Source organism: Burkholderia torrens (genome assembly GCF_984668525.1).
The window spans coordinates 543,750-561,672 of record NZ_OZ480213.1 but is presented as its reverse complement, the minus strand read 5'-3'; the positions used below and the strand labels follow the sequence as shown (position 1 = coordinate 561,672).

Here is a 17,923-nt window from a genome sequence, read left to right as displayed (position 1 = left end):
CCTCCTGTCGGCGTTCGTTCGCACCCTTCTCGCGCCTGCCGGCACGCGACCGCGAACACACGCCGGCTGCCGGCGCAAGTGCCTCGCGCGGGCAGTTCCGAACCATTCATCCAACGCGGCATCGTTCCACCGCACGTTCAAGGAGTCCCAATGCGTCCAGCAGACATCGACGCCATTCCCTCGGCGCGTCGCCGAGACATGCTGCTTGCCGGCGCGACCGCCGTTGCAGCCGCCGCGCTGCCGGCTGCTGCCGCTGCCGCCGCCCCCAAACACGCCGCTTCCGCCCATCAAGGAGCCCATGCGATGAATACGATCACCACCAAAGACGGGACGCAGATTTACTTCAAGGACTGGGGCAGCGGCCGCCCGGTCGTCTTCTCGCACGGCTGGCCGCTGTGCGCCGACGCGTGGGACGCGCAGATGCTGTTCCTCGTGCAGCACGGCTACCGCGTGATCGCGCACGACCGTCGCGGCCACGGCCGTTCGAGCCAGCCGTCGCAAGGCAACGACATGGACACGTATGCCGACGATCTCGCGGCGCTGATGAATGCGCTCGACCTGCGCGAAGCCACGCTCGTCGGCCATTCCACCGGCGGCGGCGAAGTCGCGCACTACATCGGGCGCCACGGCACGAAGCGCGTGTCGAAGGCCGTGCTGATCGGCGCCGTGCCGCCGCAGATGGTGAAATCGGCATCCAATCCCGGCGGCCTGCCGATGGACGTATTCGACGGGATCCGCAAGAACGTCGCCGAGAACCGTTCGCAGTTCTACAAGGATCTCGCCGTGCCGTTCTTCGGCTACAACCGTCCGGGCGCCAAGGTGTCGCAGGGCACGATCGACGCGTTCTGGGCACAGGGCATGATGGGCGGCATCCATGGCCAGTATCTGTGCGTCAAGGAATTCTCCGAGGTCGATTACACCGAGGACCTGAAGAAGATCGACGTCCCGACGCTGATCCTGCACGGCGACGACGACCAGATCGTGCCGATCGACGATTCGGCCCGCCTGTCCGCGAAGATCGTGAAGCACGCGGAGCTCAAGGTGATCCCCGGCGGATCGCACGGGATGTGCGTCGTCGACGCCGACCGGATCAATGCCGAACTGCTCGCGTTCCTGAAGGCGTAAGCAACATGGCACGGCGCGCCCGACCGTCAGGCCGGCGCGCCTTTTAATACGTTTCAGGATTTTTCAGGTCGTCGCCATTCCGGTGCGGCGGGCGCGATCGCTAAGATCGTCGATGCGGCATGTCGGGCGCTCACGGCGCGCGCGCCGGCCTGAGCAGCATGCCGATCAACACGCCCGCGACCGCGAAAACCATCGCGACACGAAAATTGTCGGCGAGCGCGAGCGTCGTCGCCTGGACGCGGACGGCCCGATCGAGCAACAGGTAAGTCGCCTGGTCGCCCGTCGCGAAGGTCGCGCCGTGCGACACGAGCGACGCGGCGCCGACCCGCAGGCGCTCCAGCGTTTGCGGATCCGACAGCGTGACATGCAGACCGACGAGATTCGAATGGGTAGCCTCCATGATGCGCTGGATCACCGCGATCGACGTCGTGCCGAGCTGCCCGCTCAGCAGGCGCGTCGTCTGCACGACGGCGCCGAACGTCAGCGCGTGCTCGGCCGTTACATGCTTGCCGAAAAAGAAGATGACCGACGTGAGCGCCATCGTCTGCCCCAACGCCTGGATCAATTGCGACGGGATGAAGTCGGGTTCGGCCCAGACGGGCGTGAGGCGTGCGCCGAGCGCGAACGCGACCGCCACCATCGCGAAGCCTGCCACGATCAGCCGGCGCGGATCGACGCGTTGCAGCAGCCAGGCCACGCACGGCGCGAACAGCAGTTGAGGAATCGCGATCCAGCGCAGCGTATCGCCGATCTGCAGCGGACGCAGCCCGTAGGTGCTCGCGAGAAACGCCGACGGAATGAAGCTCGTGTTGAGCACGGTAAAGCGCACGAGGCCGACGAGCAGGATCAGCAACGCGACGTTGGGCAGCGCGAGGTAGCCGAGATCGAGCCCGGCCCGTCGCGACGCCAGTTCGTGGATCAGGAACGCGGCCACCATCACGATGCCGATGCCCAGCAGCGCGACGATCAGCGGCGACTGGAACCAGAACAGCCGTTCGCCCTGGTCGAGCGCGACGCACAGGCAGGCGAACCCGCCGGCGCCAAGCAGCATGCCGCGCGTGTCGATGCCGGACGCGAAGCGCTTGATGGGTTCGGTGGACAGCGACAGCATCAGGCAGACGATGAACGGCACGGTCAGCAGTGCGTTCTGCCAGAACAGCCAGCGCCAGCTCAGGTGTTCGCTGTACCAGCCTTCGAGCGTCGCCGACAGGTTGAGCGACATCTCGAGGTTCATCGCATACGCGGCGATGCCGAACGGGATCAGCCGCGGCGGCAGCGTGCGGACGACGAACCCGACGGTCAGCGGCACGAACACGCCGGACGCGAGGCCGGCCACGCTCTGGAGCACGATGAACGCGCCGAAGTTCGTACACAGCGGCAGCACGCTTTCGATGACCAGGAATATTGCGGCACCCGCCAGCAGCACGCGGCGCGTCCCGAACACGAAGGCCGCCGCGATCGCGAGCGGCCCGACGAACATCTGCGCCGCGGTGAACGCGGTGTTGATCCACGCGCCCTCGTCGAACCCGACGCCGAGCGCGCCACGTACGTCGGCGAGCCCGAGCGACGTGATGCGCGACGTCAGTGTCGAGATGATCGCGCCGAGCAGTACGGCCGCGATCGCGGCGATCGAACGAAACGTCGGTATGTCGGCGGCCGGCGCGGCGGCCGGTCCCGGTTTCGCGCCACCGGGGGCGAATGTGGTATTCATCGTCGAGCGACTCCCGCACAAAAGGCTCGCGCAAGCATAGCGCGATGTGACGAATCCCGTCCGTTCCATGGAGTATCCCGATCTTGACCACGAACTCGCCGGACACGCCGCCCACTGCCACCGCACGGTCGCGCAGGTGGCCAGTCGTACTGATCGCCGGATGCGCGCTGTCGCTCGTCGCACTGCTGGTCTACGAATTCGACGCGCATGACCGCGGCACCGACGACGCGTACGTGACGGGCCACCTGCACGTGATCTCGCCGCGCGTGGCCGGCACGGTCGAGCGCGTGCTGGTGAACGACAACCAGTTCGTGCACGCGGGCGACCCGCTCGTGCAGCTCGACCCGCGCGATTTCGACGTGCGCGTCGCGCTGCAGCGAGCCCGCGTTGCACAGGCGCACGCCGATGCGAGCCGCGCGAAGGCACTGGTCGAACAGGCCGACGCGGCGCTCGTGTCGGCGCACGCGGACGCCGAGAAGGCCGAGCTCGACTACGCACGGGCACGCGAGCTGACCCGCGAAACGCCGCGCGGGCTGTCGCAGCAGGAATTCGATGCCGCCAACGCGGCACGCAAGTCCGCCCGCGCGCGCATCGAAGCCGCCGAAGCGCAGCAGCGCAGCGCGCAGGCCGCGCGGCAGGCTGCCGATGCCGTGTCGAACCAGAACGACGCCGAGTTGCGCGATGCGGAGCTCCAGCGCCAGTACACGACCGTCGTGGCGCCGTCGGACGGCGCCGTCGGCAAGAAGACCGTCGAGACCGGCGAGCACGTCGCGCCCGGACAGGCGCTGCTCACGGTCGTCGAACCGCGCCCGTGGGTGGTGGCGAACTTCCGTGAAACCCAGCTTCGGCACGTCCGCACCGGCGACGTCGTGCAACTGCGCTTCGACGCGCTGCCGGACCGGACCTACAGCGGACATGTCGACAGCCTGTCGCCCGCGACGGGCGGGCAATTTGCACTGCTGCCGCCCGACAACGCGACCGGCAATTTCACGAAGGTCACGCAGCGGGTGCCCGTCAAGATCCTGCTGGACGGCCCGGCCTCGACCGAACCGCGCATTCGGCCCGGCCTGTCGGTCATCGTCTCGCTGCAACGCGGCCGCACGCAGCCATGACCCGCATCGCCGCCCTGCTCGCTGCCGGCCTGCTGAGCGCGTGCACGATCGCGCCGCAGCCGCTCGCCCCCGTCGCGGTCGGATCCGACCGGTTCCGCCATGCGGATGCGCGCGGCGAACCGGCCCCGTCGCTTGCCGAATGGCCCGCATCGTTCGGCGATCCGCCTCTGGTCGCGCTCGTCGATGCCGCACTCGCCGGCAACCACGACATCCGCGCCGCCGCGGCACGCGTCGACCAGGCGCAGGCGCTGCTCGGTGTGCGCGAAGCCGCACTGGCGCCCACCGTCGGCGTCGATCCGTCGTTCAGCCGCTCGCGCGTATCCGGCACCGTCGACAACGAGTTGCCGAAACGCACGATGCACAACTGGTCGGTGCCGTTCAATGCCAGCTATGAAGTCGATCTGTGGGGACGCCTGCGCGGCGATGCGGAGATCGGCAGGCAGAACGTGCTGCAGGCAGACGCGGATCGTGCGGCCGTTCGCCTGCGCGTCGCGACCGATGTCGCGAGCGACTACCTGACGCTCCATTTCGTCGAGCAGGATCTCGCGACGCTCGCCCGCGCGATCGAGCTGCGACGCACCGCGCTCGACGTGATCGCCGCGCGCGTGCGGGCCGGCGCGGCAAGCGACCTCGACGCGCTGCGTGCGGCGGCCGATCTCGATACGGCGCGTGCCGATCTCGCGGACAGCCGGCGACTGCGCGAAAACCTCGTCGACGCGCTCGCCGTGCTGACCGGTGTCTCGCCGACCGCATTCACGGTCGCGCCGACGGCCTCCTCCATCCGCGTGCCGGAGGTGCCGCCCGGCCTGCCGTCCGTGCTGCTCGCGCAACGGCCGGACGTCTATGCAGCGGCGCGCCGCGTCGACGCGGCGTCGCTCCAAATCGGCGTCGCCCGCACCGCGTGGCTTCCGACCTTGACGCTGACCGCCCAGGGCGGGTTCGCCAGCCGCGATCTCGGCACGTTTCTCGACCGCAACAGTTCGCTGTGGGGCCTCGGCGCGAGCTTGGCCGAAACGGTGTTCGACGGCGGCAAGCGCAACGCCGCGGTGGCCGCCGCGACGGCCGGCGCGGCGCTCGCCGACGCGAACTATCGCACGACCGCGCTGGGTGCGCTGCGCGAAGTTCAGGACGCACTCAACGACATCGCCGCGCAGAAAGAGCGGATCGTGCGCTACGACAGCGCGGCACGCGCCACCGAAGCAGCGGCGCGGTTGTCGCTGAGCCGTTACGGGCACGGCTACGTCAGCTATCTCGAGGTCATCGACGCGGACCGCGACGCGCTGACTGCGCAACGCCAGCTGATCCATAGCCGGCAGGCACTCGCCATCGCAACGGTCAATCTCGTCCGTGCGCTGGGCGGCGGGTGGACGCCGCCTGCTGCGAAACCGGCGACCGTCGCGAATCGCGAAGCGCGGTTCTGAAAGAACGTCGACGCGCCGCGTGAATCGATCGCGCTGCATCCGCCGAAGCAAGACCCGTCGCGGATCGCGCGAAAACGTTCGGAATACTCAAGACGGTTGCGGGAAGACGATCGTCACGCCCGGCCCCGTCGAAGCCGGCACCGTTGCGTCGAACGATCCGGCGCGCCCGCTCAGTCGCGTGCGCCGGCCGGGCCCACGCCCAGCGCTTCGGCTTGCCGCACGAGATCCGGCAGCGTGCGGACCTGCATCTTCTTCATGACCTGGGCCCGATGCACCTTCACCGTGATTTCCTGCAGGCCGAGATTCGCTGCGATCTGCTTGTTCATCAGGCCCGCGACCACCTGGCTCATCACTTCGCGCTCGCGTGGCGTCAACGAGGCATAGGCGCCGCGCACCGCGTCCAGCGCACGATCGCGCGCGAGGCGCTCGCCGTCGCGGGCCAGTGCGCGGCCGACGGCATCGAGCATCGTTTCGTCGTCGAACGGCTTCGTCAGGAAGTCGAGCGCGCCGCCCTTCATCGCCTTGACCGTCGTGGCTACGTCGCCGTAACCCGTCATGAACAGGATCGGCACGTTCAGGCCCGCCCGCACCACTTCCTCCTGAAGCGCCAGCCCGCTCTCGTCGGCAAGGCGCACGTCGAGGATCAGGCAGCTCGGCACGGCGGGCCGCTCGAATGCGAGAAACGCCTGCGACGACGCGAACGTCTCGACGCGCCATCCCGCCGAACGCAACAGCGAACTCAATGCGCGTCGCAGCGTTTCGTCGTCGTCGACCACATAGACGATCGACGTCATGTCCGGCGTGCTCGCCATTGCATTCCCCGTGTAAGGCATCCGCTTCATTATCGAATGATAAACGAAGAAGGAACCGACCGGAACCGCCGCACCGAAAGCGGCGCGGCCGGTCGACGGGCCGCCGCTCACGCCGGCGGCGCGCCGGATGCGGCCTGCTCGATCAGGTTGAGCACGTCGTCCGATGGAAACGGCTTGCGCAGGAACGCGACCGCGCCTTGCGCAAGCGCGCGGCGGACCGATTCGTCGTCGCCGTGCGCCGACATGAAGATGACCGGAAGCGTCACCTTGCGCTCGACCAGCAGACGCTGGACGTCGAAACCGCTCATCCCCTTCAGCTTCAGATCGACCAGCACGCAAGCCACGCCGTCCAGCAAGCCGGCCGCGAGGAATGCCTCGCCCGACTCGAACGGCAATGCGGTATGGCCAGCCGATTTCAGCAGGCTGGCAAGACTCTTACGGACCGACGCATCGTCATCGATGATGCAAACAATCGCCATTGAATGGGAACCTGAAAATTTTGCCAATCCAGCACAGCGCGACGCCGCGTGCGCCGCGCCGACAGGCGTTACCGCCGCGCGCCACGCCCGCCCGTCCCGGATGTCATGCGTACGCCCCTGCCGCCAGCAGCGGTTGCGCGGGCGCTGCCGGCGGCGGCGCGGCAGCGCGTTCCTCGCCGACGACGGACGCACACCGCGCATGGACGCGGCCGGCGTCGCCCGACTCCATCAGCTTCTCGAGCGCGAACGCGCGCACGACCTCGAGCAGCGAATAACGCTTCGAGAGTCCGACCGAATGGACGACCAGCAGCGATTTCGATGCAAGGCCGACCAGGCAGTCGAGCACGCGGGTGGCACCCAGTTCGTCGCAGGCCGCCAGCGCGCATGCCGCGTCCAGCCGGAATGCATCCGGAAACGCCGCGAGGCGGCACAGAACGGTGCGCTCCGCATCGTCGAGCAACCGATAGCTCCACTCGATGGTGGCCCTGAGGGTCTGCTGGCGCGGATGCGCCGTACGCAAACCGCCGGACAACGACAGCACGGACTTGTCGAGATCGGCTGCCAACCCCTGGATCCCGAGCAACGCGACGCGGGCCGCTCCGAGTTCGAGCGCGAGCGGCAGGCCGCTCAGGCGGCGGCAGATGGACGCGATCGCGTCCAGCGTATTCGCATCCGCGGCAATGTCGGTGCCCATCGCGCGAGCCCGTGCCAGGAACATGCGGACGGCGCCGCACGCGACGATCTCGCCGTCGTCCGCGCCGGCCGGCGGCACGGGCAGCGGCCCGACGCGATAGACGCGCTCGCCGGCGACACGCAGCGGTTCGCGGCTGGTCACGACGAGTATCGCGCCGGCATTCGCGTCCGCGATCGCTTCGCAGAGATCCGCCAGTTCGTCGACATGCTGCTCGGCATTATCGAGCACCAGCATCACGCGCTGCGCGGCGATCGCGCGCACGACATCGGCCGGCCCGGCGTGCGGGCCGCCCGGCAGGTCGAGCGCGTCCAGCACCGCGGACTCCAGCGTCGCGCCGCCCTGCCAGCCGGCGAGATCGATCCGGGCCATCTCGATGCCGTGCATCGCCGACCAGGCCGTGGCGACCTCCAGCGCGAGATGCGTCTTGCCAACGCCGCCGGGGCCGACCAGCGTGACGAGCGCCTCGTGCTCGAGCAGCGTGTGCAGCTCGGCTGCTTCCTGCTCGCGGCCGATCAGCGGACATTTGCGCGGTGCGGTACCCAGGCGGACGCCGCGCGCCGGCTCGATCCCGTCCGGCTGACGGACGGCATGCGCCAGGTCGACCGGCGGCGCGAGCCGATAGCCGCGCCCCGATTCGGTCCGTATCCAGCCGTGCTTGCTGCCGAACAGCTTGCGCAGCGCCGAGATATGCACCTGGATGTTGTTCTCGACCACGATCGTGTTCGGCCACACCGCCTGCATGATCTCGTCCTTCGACACGAGCCGGCCGGCCGCCTTCACCAGCAGCTCGAGAATCTCGAATGCCCGGGCGCCGATATACCGGGGCTGCCCGTCGACGCGAACTTCGCGGCATTCAAGGGAAACCGTTACCCGCCCGAACGTGTACATGATCCGCACTCGCTTATGCTGCTCCGCACCTTGCGCCGCCTCGCGAAGCGACACCCCCTGGTTCGTCCGCCGGACCCGCATCGCTGCGTGCCGGGAGACTTGACCCTATCGTATGGCGCGGCAGGCGCGCCGGCCATTATCCATAGGTTTAGTCGGGTACCGGCCGGCCCGGTCGCCGGAAACGACGTGCACGCAGGTACTGCGGAGTTCATCCGGCTGGTGGACAATGCACGGGCCGCCGCACGACCGTGCGCAGTCCAGCCCGGCCGATTCCGTATGACGAGCCGGTTACGCCCTGTTCCACCCAGCCTGCCCCCACCGTGAACCAACCCTTGCGCACCCCGGACGACACGAAGCCCATGGATGCCGACTGGCTGTCGCGCGCCCGCCTGTCGAATGCCGTCCGCTCGGGCGACGTGCTGTGGTTCGACCTGACCGACGCCGGAACGGGGCGCGTGTGGTCCGCGTGCCAGACCGGGTGGGAATCCGACCAGCGCTGCCGGCAGTTCGAGCACGAATACGCATTGAACGAAGCGCTGGACCCGGCGTGGGCGCTCACGCCGGTCGCGCTAATCCGCGCCGCGGACGGCCCGGTGCTCGTCTATCCCCGCCCGAACGTGCGCGTGCTCGACACGCTGGCGGACGGGCGGCTGCCGCTCGACGTCTTGCTCGATGCGGCGATCCAGGCGGTGCGCGCGCTCGGCGAGCTTCATCGGCGCGGCTGGCTGCATGGCGATCTGCAACCGGCCAGTTTCGTCATCGCGCCGGACGGCACGGTCATGCTCCGCTCGTTCGCCCATGCGTGGGACCGCCAGGCGGAACGCGCCGCGGCAAGTGCGATGCGCGCGGATTTCGCTGCCTACGCGGCGCCCGAAGTCTCCGAAGGCTCATGGGTCGACGAGCGCTCCGACCTGTACGCGTTCGGCATCACGCTGTTCCGCTTGCTGACGGGCGCGATGCCTTACAAGGCGGCGTCGACGTCCGAATGGATGCACGCGCACGTCGCCATGCAACCGGCGCCGGCCACGACCTTTCGCGACGACGTGCCAGCCGTCCTGAACGACCTGATCCTGAAACTGATCGCCAAGGAGCCCGCCGATCGCTATCCGTCCTGCGAATCGGTGCAGCACGATCTCGAACGTGTCCTGCGCGACTGGCTGGCGGCAGGCCGCGTCGAGCCGTTCGCGCTCTGCGGCAACGATCCGCTCGCCCGTTTGCACGCGCCGGACCTGCTGGTCGGCCGCGAAGCCGAATCCCGCCGGCTCGAGGCGGTGCTGGCGGCCGTATCGCGAACCGGCGAGACGGCCATCGTGCTGATCGACGGGCCGGCGGGCATCGGCAAGACCGCGCTCGCGGAGGATTTCATGCGCCACGCGCGAGCGGCATCGCGCCCGCCCTGGTGCACGTCGGCGAAAGTCGATCAGTTCCAGCCCGCACGGCCCTACGCGCCCGTGCTGCAGGCATTGCGCACGCTATTCGGCAGTGCGCTGGCCAGGCCTGACGACGAGATCGCGGCAATCGCCGCGCGACTGCGCGACTGCGTGGGCCGTCAGGCCGGCCCGCTGTCCGGCATCTTCCCGGAGATTGCATGGCTGCTCGATGTCGAGCCCGTCGCGTTCGATCCTGCCGATACGATTCCGGAATTTCATCTGTGCCAGATCGTCGTGAATGCCTTCCGTGCGTTCGCGGCGCCGGCCGAACCGCTCGTCATGGCACTGGACGACATTCAGTGGGCAGACGACGCGACCCTCGCGTTTCTTGCGTCGATCGCGGTCGACCCGCCGGCCAACTTCTGCATCGTGGCCGGTTATCGAAGCGGCCCGCAACACGACCACCCGCCGGCCTTCCGCCGCTTCCTGCAACAGCTCGACCCCGCCCGCCTGTCGGCGCTGACGCTGGCGCCGCTCGACATGCCCGACGTCACGCACATGCTGGCAGGCATGCTCGGGGACGCGCCGGCCCGGCTGTCTGGCCTCGGCGACATCGTTCACCGCAGGACGGACGGTAATCCGTTCTACATCCAGCAACTGCTGCGCACGCTGATCGACGAGCGGCTCCTCGGCTACGACCCGGCGACGCAAACGTGGCAATGGCATTCGGCCGACATAGACGCGCGCCACCTGACCGAGAACGTCGTGAGCCTGCTCGCGACCCGAATGCAGCGGTTGCCGGCAGAATCGAGAATGCTGCTGTCGCTGCTGGCGTGTATCGGCACCGATGCCGACGACGCCCTGTTGTGCGCTGCCGCCGGCAAGACGTTTGCCGAACTCCGCTTCTGGCTGGACCCCGTGCGCCAGGCGGGCTTCGTGTCGCTTTCGGAAAACCGCTGGCGCTGCGTTCACGATCGCGTCGTCGAGGCCGTCCATGCGCTCGCCGGGCGCGCGGAGCGGGCGCAGTGCCACGCCCGGATCGCCGCCGCGATGCTCGGCCGTACGAACGCGCAGTCGACCGAATCCCTGCTGGAACTCGCCGCCCAGATCGAGCAGGCGAAAGCCGCGCCGCTCGACGGCACGCTCGCGCTCGCTTTCGCGGAGGCGCTGGTCGCGGCGGCGGAGGCGGCGGCCACGGCCGCCGCGCGCGAGCGCGCGTTGTCGTTTCTCGCGTCCGCGCAAGCGCTGCTCGGTCCGCACGCATGGTTGCAACACTACGAGCTCGCGAGCCGGATCGGCATCCTGCGCAGCCGCCTGCTGCTCGCGATCGGCGAAACCGCGCAGGCATCGGACGCGATCGACGAGCTCATGGCCCGTACACGCACGCCGGCCGATCGCGCCGAGGCACACCGGCTGAAGGCCGCGCAGCTCACCGTGGAGTCGCGCTTCCGGCAGGCCGTCGACGTCGCGCTGGCCGGGCTGGCGCAGTTCGGCGTGGAACTGCCGGCAGAGCCGGCCGAGGCCGATCTCGCGGCGGCCTGCGACGCCGTGCGGGAAGCGCTCGGCGGCCGCGCCATCCGCGACCTCGTCGACCTGCCCGTGATGACCGATACGCGCGTCGAAGCCACGATGGCGCTGCTGACCGCACTCGAAGCCGCGATGTTCTATCCGAGCGGCGGGCTGATGTTGCTGCACTTCGCGACGATGGTCCGGCTGACCCTGCGCCATGGCGTCACCGCCGCGTCGGTGCAGGGGCTCGCGTGGTACGGCGTCGGCATCGCCGAGCATCACGACGCGTATGAAGAAGGCTTCGAATTCGCGAAGGTCGCGCTCGCGCTGGTCGATCGCCACGGCTTCGAGCGCTACCGCTCGGCGACGCTGATCGCGCTCGACCAGGTGAGCGTCTGGACCCAGCCGCTATCCTACGCACTCGGCCGCGCGCGCGATGCGAAAGCGGCGGGCAATGCGAGCGCCGAGCTGCGCTGGATGTGCTACAGCTGCAACCACATCGTCAGCGATCTGCTCTCGATGGGCGAAGCGCTGCCGGCGATCCGCGACGAAATCGATCCGTTGCTGCAGATCGCGCGCGGCGCGCGATACGACGACATCGCCGACCTCGTGTCCACCCAGTCCGAATTCGTCGACGCGCTGCAACTCGGTTACGACCGGCCGATCGGCACCTGGCGCGCCCGTGCGTCGACGAAGACGCCGATGTCGGTCCTGCAGTTCTGGACCGACGTGCTCGCCGGCCAGGCGGCCTTCCTCTACGGCGACGCGGACGCGGCGCGTGCGTCGCTCGATGCCGCCGCATCGAGCGCGTGGTCGACACCCGCGCACATCATGCTGTCCGACTTCCACCTGTTCGGCGTGCTGGCCGGAATCGCGAGCGATCGTGGTGCCACGCCGCCCGAGCGGCTACTCGAACGCCATGCGCCGCAACGCGCCCGCTTCGCCGCGTGGAGCGAGCACAATCCGGCCACGTTCCGCAACAAGCTCGCGCTGATCGACGCCGAATTCGCGCGCGTGCGCGGCGATCATGTCGTCGCGATGCAGCAGTACGAGTCCTCGGCCAGCCTCGCGGCGGAACACGGTTTCGTGCACGAACAGGCGCTCGCGCACGAACTGGCCGCGCATCACGCCACCTCGCTCGAGCTCGCCGGCCCCGCGCGCCACCAGCTGCGGCTCGCCCATGCGTGCTATCGGCGCTGGGGCGCGACCGGCAAGGCGCAGGCGATGGAAGCACGGCATCCGTTCCTCGTGATGGACCCGTCGCCGGGCCGCACGGCCATGCCCGCACGCGAAGATCTCGATTTCGCGCTCGCGATGCGCGCGGCTCATCTGCTGTCCGAAGAAATCGTGCTGGAGCGCCTGATCCAGACGCTGATGCGCAACATGATCGAATACGCCGGCGCACGCTACGGCCTGCTGCTGCTCGCCCGGCACGACCGGCTGACGATCGAGGCGACCGCGCGCGTCGTCGGCAGCGACGTGATCGTCGATATTGCCCGCAGCGAACCCACCGAGCAGGATGTCCCGCTGTCGATCCTGAATACCGTCGCCCGGACCCGCAAGCAGGTCGTGCTCGCGAACGCACAGCGCGAAGGCGTACCCGACCACGCCGACAGCCTGCGCGCCCACCCGACGCGCTCGCTGTTCTGCCTGCCGCTGTTGAAGCAGGGTGCGCTGATCGGCATGCTGTATCTCGAGAATGCATTGACCAACGGCGTGTTTTCGCCGCGGCGTATCGCAATGCTGGAAGTGCTCGCGCCGCAAGCGGCCAATGCGCTCGAATCCGCCCGGCTCTATGCGGAACTGATCGACGAGAATGCGCGCCGGCTCGAAACCGAGGCCGCGCTGCGGCATGCTCGCACCGAACTCGCGCGCACCGCGCACATGACGGTGATGGGCGAGCTGGCCGCGTCGATCGCGCACGAGATCAATCAGCCGCTGACGAGCATCGTGTCGAGCGTCGGCGCGTGCATGCGCTGGCTGCGCGGCACGCAACCCGATCTCGGCGAAGCGCTCGCGAGCCTCGAAGACATCCGTGCATCCGGCGTGCGTGCGGCCGACATCGTCCGCGCGTTGCGATCGCTCGCACGCCAGGCACCGCCCGCGCTGGCACCGCTCGCGATCGACGACCTGATTCGCGACATGCTGCATCTCACCGCGACCGAAATCGACGCGAAGCAGGTGGCGCTACGCGTCGACCTGCATTGCGGCGATATCGCCGTGATGGCGGATCGCACCCAGCTCCAGCAGGTGATCCTGAACCTGGTCACCAACGCGCTCGACGCGACCGACGGCCTGGCCACGTTGCGCGAACTCGAGATCGCGTCGCATGTCCGCGACGGTCATGCAGTCATCTCCGTCGCCGACCGCGGCGCCGGTATCGATGCCGACATCGCGAACCGGATCTTCGATCCGTTCTTCACGACGAAATCGCACGGCATGGGGATGGGCCTGGCGATCTGCCGCTCGATCGTCGAAGCGCATGGCGGCACGCTTGAAGCCGCGCCGCGCGACGGGAACGGCACCGTGCTGACGTTCCGGCTGCCGGTGTAGACGACAGGCTGACGCATGAACGCCCGCGCTGGAACGGGCCGTGCGCCCGTTCAGAACGTTTCAGCGCAGCTTCAGGAAATGGTGCCAGCGCACGCGTAGACTGCCTCCATCCACTCGCATGCAGGCCACGGTCCGCACGCGGGCCCCCATACCGGCCAAACCGGTTCGCGTGGAGCGCGCATGAAGCACAAACGACTCTGGTTCGGCGCGGCAGGCGTCGCGATCGCCGGCCTGGCGGTCGCGATCGGCATCATGGTTCGGCCGTCGATCGCGCCGATCGATCCGCCTGCCCGTGCGTCGTTCGATCCGCAACTGATCAAGGCCGGCGCACGCGTGGTTGCACTGGGCGACTGCGTCGTCTGCCACACCGCACAGGACGGCAAGCCGTTCGCCGGCGGCCTGCCGCTCGCGACGCCGTTCGGCACGATCTACGCGACCAACATCACGCCGGACGCTGACACCGGCATCGGCCGCTGGTCGCGTGACGCGTTCGCGCGCGCGCTGCGCAGCGGCATCGCCCGCGACGGCCATCCGCTCTACCCGGCCTTTCCGTACATTCACTTCACGCGGATGTCCGACGACGACATCGCAGCCGCGTACGCGTACCTGATGACCCGCGAACCGGTCCAGACGAAGACGCCCGCGAACGACCTGATCTTCCCGCTCAACTTCCGTCCGCTGGTCGCATTCTGGAACGTGCTGTTCCTGCGCGAGGGCGCCTACCAGCCGGACCCGTCGCAATCCGCGCAATGGAATCGCGGCAGGTTGCTCGTCGACGGACTCGGACACTGCGCGTCCTGCCATTCGCCGCTGAATGCAATCGGCGGCGAACAGGCCGGCAAGATGTTCGACGGCGGCATCGTCGACGGCTGGGAAGCACCGCCGCTCAACGCGCTCGGCAACGCCGTCCACCCATGGACGCAAGCGCAGCTGGTCACGTACCTGCGCACCGGCCGCGCGAGCGAGCACGGCGCGGCCGCCGGGCCGATGCTCCCCGTCACGCGCGATCTCGCGACGGTGCCGGTGGAGGATGTCGAAGCCATCGCGGCCTATCTCCTGTCGATCCAGAAGCCGGCCGCGCCACGGCCCGCGACGGCCGCCGCCGGACGCGAAGCGACGACGCCTGCCGGCCGACGCGGTGCGGTGCTGTTCCAGGCGTCGTGCGCGCAGTGCCACGGGCCGGCAGCGCCGATGCAGTCGATCGGCGAGCGTCCGACGCTCGCGTTCAGCACCGCGGTCGCCGCCGACACGCCGCGCAACGCGATCCAGATGATGTTCAACGGGATCGGTTGGCATGGCGAGGACACGCTGAACTACATGCCGTCCTATCTCGACCAGTACGACGACGCGCAGATCGCGGATCTCGCCGCCTACCTCCGCGAAACGTATTCCGATCGCCCCGCGTGGAGCGGCATCGACACCTTGGCCGCGAAGCTCAGAAAGGAGGACAGCGCGCGATGATCACCCTCACCGTGAATGGCGTGCGGCACACGCTCGACATCGATCCGTCCACGCCGCTTCTTTACGCGCTGCGCAACGACCTGCACCTGCACGGCGCGAAGTTCGGCTGCGGCCTCGGACAATGCGGCGCATGCACCGTGATCGTCGACGACAAGCCGATGTTCTCGTGCCTGATCCCGGTCGCCGCGATCGGCGAGCGCCGCGTCAGGACCCTCGAGAGCCTCGGCACCGCCGAGCATCCGGGCAAGCTTCAGCAAGCGTTCATCGATCATCAGGCGGCGCAGTGCGGTTATTGCATCGCGGGCATGATCATGCGCGCGCAGGCGCTGCTCGAACGCAACCCGAAACCCACCGAACGCGAGCTGCGCACGCACATGGAACCGAATCTGTGCCGCTGCGGCACGCACATGCGGATCCTGGCGGCCGTGCGCCAGGTCGCGGGCTTGCCGGAACCGGAACCGGCAGGCGCTCCGGCCATGATCAGAAAGGGGCTCTGATGAACCCACCCGACGACATCGACGAAGGCCGCCGGCACTTCATGGTTTCCGGCGCGCTGTTCGTCGCGTTCAGCCTCGCACCGGTCGCGCGCGCCGCCGCCGAGGTCGTGATCGCGGACGAAGGCGCCGCCGTCCACGTGGCCAAGGCCACCGAGACGCTGGCCGGCAGCCTGAAGACCAATCCGCTGCTGGACGCGTGGATCAAGATCACGCCCGAGGGCAAGGTCACCGTGTTCACGGGCAAGGTCGAGCTCGGCACCGGCGTGCGCACCGCGTTGCTGCAGGTGGCCGCCGAGGAGCTGGACATGAAGCCCTCGCTGATCACGTTCCTGACCGCCGACACCCACGCGTCGCCGGACGAGGGATTGACGGCCGGCAGCCACACGATGGCGGACAGCGGCTCCGCGTTGCTGAACGCCGCCGCGCAGGTGCGCGGGCTGCTGGTCGACGGCGCGGCGAAGCAGTTCGGCGTCGATCCGCGCCTGCTCACCGTCGCCGACGCGGTCATCAAGGCGCCGGACGGCCGCACGATGCGCTACGGGGACGCGGTCCGGACCGTCGACCTGCATCGCAACGCGACACCGACCTCCCCGTTGAAAAACCCGGCCACGTTCGCCGTGATCGGCACGTCGCTGCCGCGCGTCGACATTCCGAACAAGGTCACGGGCGGCGTCAGCTACGTGCAGGACATGGAACTGCCCGGCATGCTGCATGCGCGCGTCGTGATGCCGCCCGTGTACGACGCGAAACTGCTGTCGTTCGACGAAGCCGCGATCCTGAAGATGCCGGATGTCGTGCGGATCGTGCGCAACGGCAGCATGATCGCGGTCGTCGCGCAGGGCGAATGGCAGGCAGTCGTTGCGCAGCGCGCGCTGTCCGCCGGCTGCCGCTGGTCGCCCGGCCGTACGCTGCCCGATCGCGATACGGTGCATCAGGACCTGAAGCGGATCGCGACGCAGCGCATCGAGATCGCCAATACGCATGCGCAAACCCTGCCGGCCGCGAAGACACTGAGCGCCACGTTCCTGAAGAACTACTTGATGCACGGCTCGATCGGGCCGTCCTGCTCGGTCGCGCATCTCGAGAACGGCACGCTGACCGTGTGGACCCACTCGCAGGGCGTGTACCCGCTGCGCGATGCGCTCGCCGAGATGCTGTCGATGCCGAAGCCGAGCGTCCGCTGCATTCACACCGAGGGCTCGGGCTGCTACGGACACAACGGCGCGGACGACGCGGCCGCGCATGCGGCGCTGATCGCGGCCGCGATGCCCGGCAAGCCGATCCGCGTCCAGTGGATGCGCGAACAGGAGCATACGTGGGACCACTTCACGCCGGCGATGGTCACCGAGCTCAGCGCGTCGCTCGACGCGAACGGCCGCATCGTCGACTGGAACTACGCACTGTGGAGCAGCTCGCACAACGAGCGCATCGTCAATGCCGGCCGGCTGCTGCCCGCGCGGATGCTCGAGCCGCCGTTCGTCCCCGCGCCGTCGACGCCGATGTTGCAGCCCGAGGGCGGCGGCGATCGCAACGCGATCCCGCTGTACGCACTGCCGAACATGCACATCGTCAACAACTTCTCGCCGACGATGCCGCTGCAGACGTCGGCGATGCGTTCGCTCGGCGCGCACACCAACGTCTGGGCGATCGAAAGCTTCATGGACGAACTGGCGCACGCCGCCGGCGTCGACCCGGTCGAATTCAGGCTGCGTCACATGCAGGATCACCGCGCGAGCCAGGTGATCAAGCTCGTCGCGACGAAATTCGGCTGGCCGCGGCCGCCGCGCGCACGCAACCGCGGCGTCGGCTTCGCCTTCGGCAAATACAAGAACCTGATGGCCTACGTCGCGATCGCGGTGGAGGTGTCGGTCGTTCCGGAAACCGGCCAGGTGACGCTCGAACATGCGGAAGCGGCCGTCGACGCGGGCCAGATCGTGTCGCCGGACGGCATTCGCAACCAGATCGAAGGCGGCATCGTGCAGGCCGCGAGCTGGACGCTGTACGAGGCGCTGAAATACGACACGCAGCGCATCCGCAGCTTCGACTGGAGCAGCTATCCGATTCTCCGCTTCGACGCTGCGCCGCAAACCGTGAAAGTGCATCTGGTCAATCGTCCCGGCGCACCGTTCCTCGGTGCGGCCGAGGCGTCGATGGGGCCGACCGCCGGCGCGCTCGCCAACGCGATCTTCGACGCGACCGGCCAGCGCCTGCGCGAAATGCCCTTTGCGGGCGACACGCTCAGGAAGCGCATCGACGCATAGCGGCACGACACGACCACGACAAATCGCGCC

11 protein-coding genes are annotated in these 17,923 nt (G+C 68.7%); 7 read left to right on the top strand and 4 right to left on the bottom strand.

Annotation, left to right across the window (positions count from 1 at the left end):
• Positions 1-303: 303 nt before the first annotated feature.
• Positions 304-1,125: an alpha/beta fold hydrolase gene (locus AC5LXX_RS32960; RefSeq protein ID WP_493414275.1), complete on the top strand. Its 822-nt coding sequence runs from the start codon at positions 304-306 to the stop codon at positions 1,123-1,125.
• Positions 1,126-1,255: 130 nt separating this feature from the next.
• Here the strand turns inward: AC5LXX_RS32960 and AC5LXX_RS32955 are convergent, their stop codons facing one another.
• Positions 1,256-2,836, bottom strand: a complete 1,581-nt coding sequence (locus AC5LXX_RS32955; RefSeq protein WP_493414274.1) for an MFS transporter — start codon at positions 2,834-2,836, stop codon at positions 1,256-1,258.
• An 83-nt stretch (positions 2,837-2,919) separates the two neighbouring features.
• Between AC5LXX_RS32955 and AC5LXX_RS32950 the strand changes: the two genes are divergently transcribed.
• Both AC5LXX_RS32950 and AC5LXX_RS32945 read left to right on the top strand, forming a co-directional pair.
• The gene (locus AC5LXX_RS32950; protein WP_493414273.1) at positions 2,920-3,948 is read left to right on the top strand and encodes an HlyD family secretion protein; all 1,029 of its coding nucleotides are present in this window, start codon (positions 2,920-2,922) and stop codon (positions 3,946-3,948) included.
• Entirely contained in the window at positions 3,945-5,369 is a 1,425-nt protein-coding gene (locus AC5LXX_RS32945) for an efflux transporter outer membrane subunit (protein ID WP_493414272.1), read from the top strand. The genes AC5LXX_RS32950 and AC5LXX_RS32945 overlap by 4 nt, the downstream gene beginning before the upstream one ends.
• A gap of 170 nt (positions 5,370-5,539) precedes the next feature.
• On the opposite strand, the gene AC5LXX_RS32940 is transcribed toward AC5LXX_RS32945, so the two are convergent.
• The 3 genes from AC5LXX_RS32940 to AC5LXX_RS32930 all read right to left on the bottom strand — a co-directional run bounded on the left by AC5LXX_RS32940 (position 5,540) and on the right by AC5LXX_RS32930 (position 8,242).
• A complete protein-coding gene (locus AC5LXX_RS32940; RefSeq protein WP_221623671.1) occupies positions 5,540-6,181 on the bottom strand; it encodes a response regulator transcription factor in 642 nt (213 codons plus the stop codon).
• A 107-nt stretch (positions 6,182-6,288) separates the two neighbouring features.
• Positions 6,289-6,660: a response regulator transcription factor gene (locus AC5LXX_RS32935; RefSeq protein ID WP_493414271.1), complete on the bottom strand. Its 372-nt coding sequence runs from the start codon at positions 6,658-6,660 to the stop codon at positions 6,289-6,291.
• Between the two features lie 103 nt (positions 6,661-6,763).
• Positions 6,764-8,242, bottom strand: a complete 1,479-nt coding sequence (locus AC5LXX_RS32930) for an ATP-binding protein (protein WP_493414270.1) — start codon at positions 8,240-8,242, stop codon at positions 6,764-6,766.
• 359 nt (positions 8,243-8,601) lie between these two features.
• Here AC5LXX_RS32930 and AC5LXX_RS32925 point away from each other — a divergent pair, with 359 nt between their 5' ends.
• The 4 genes from AC5LXX_RS32925 to AC5LXX_RS32910 all read left to right on the top strand — a co-directional run bounded on the left by AC5LXX_RS32925 (position 8,602) and on the right by AC5LXX_RS32910 (position 17,893).
• A complete protein-coding gene (locus AC5LXX_RS32925) occupies positions 8,602-13,674 on the top strand; it encodes a trifunctional serine/threonine-protein kinase/ATP-binding protein/sensor histidine kinase (RefSeq protein WP_493414269.1) in 5,073 nt (1,690 codons plus the stop codon).
• Between the two features lie 180 nt (positions 13,675-13,854).
• A complete protein-coding gene (locus tag AC5LXX_RS32920; RefSeq protein WP_493414268.1) occupies positions 13,855-15,135 on the top strand; it encodes a c-type cytochrome in 1,281 nt (426 codons plus the stop codon).
• Positions 15,132-15,632 (top strand): (2Fe-2S)-binding protein, encoded by a 501-nt coding sequence (locus AC5LXX_RS32915; RefSeq protein ID WP_493414267.1) that lies wholly within the window; start codon positions 15,132-15,134, stop codon positions 15,630-15,632. The genes AC5LXX_RS32920 and AC5LXX_RS32915 overlap by 4 nt, the downstream gene beginning before the upstream one ends.
• Complete coding sequence (locus AC5LXX_RS32910) at positions 15,632-17,893, top strand: xanthine dehydrogenase family protein molybdopterin-binding subunit (protein ID WP_493414266.1); 2,262 nt, start codon at positions 15,632-15,634, stop codon at positions 17,891-17,893. The genes AC5LXX_RS32915 and AC5LXX_RS32910 overlap by 1 nt, the downstream gene beginning before the upstream one ends.
• Positions 17,894-17,923: the final 30 nt, after the last annotated feature.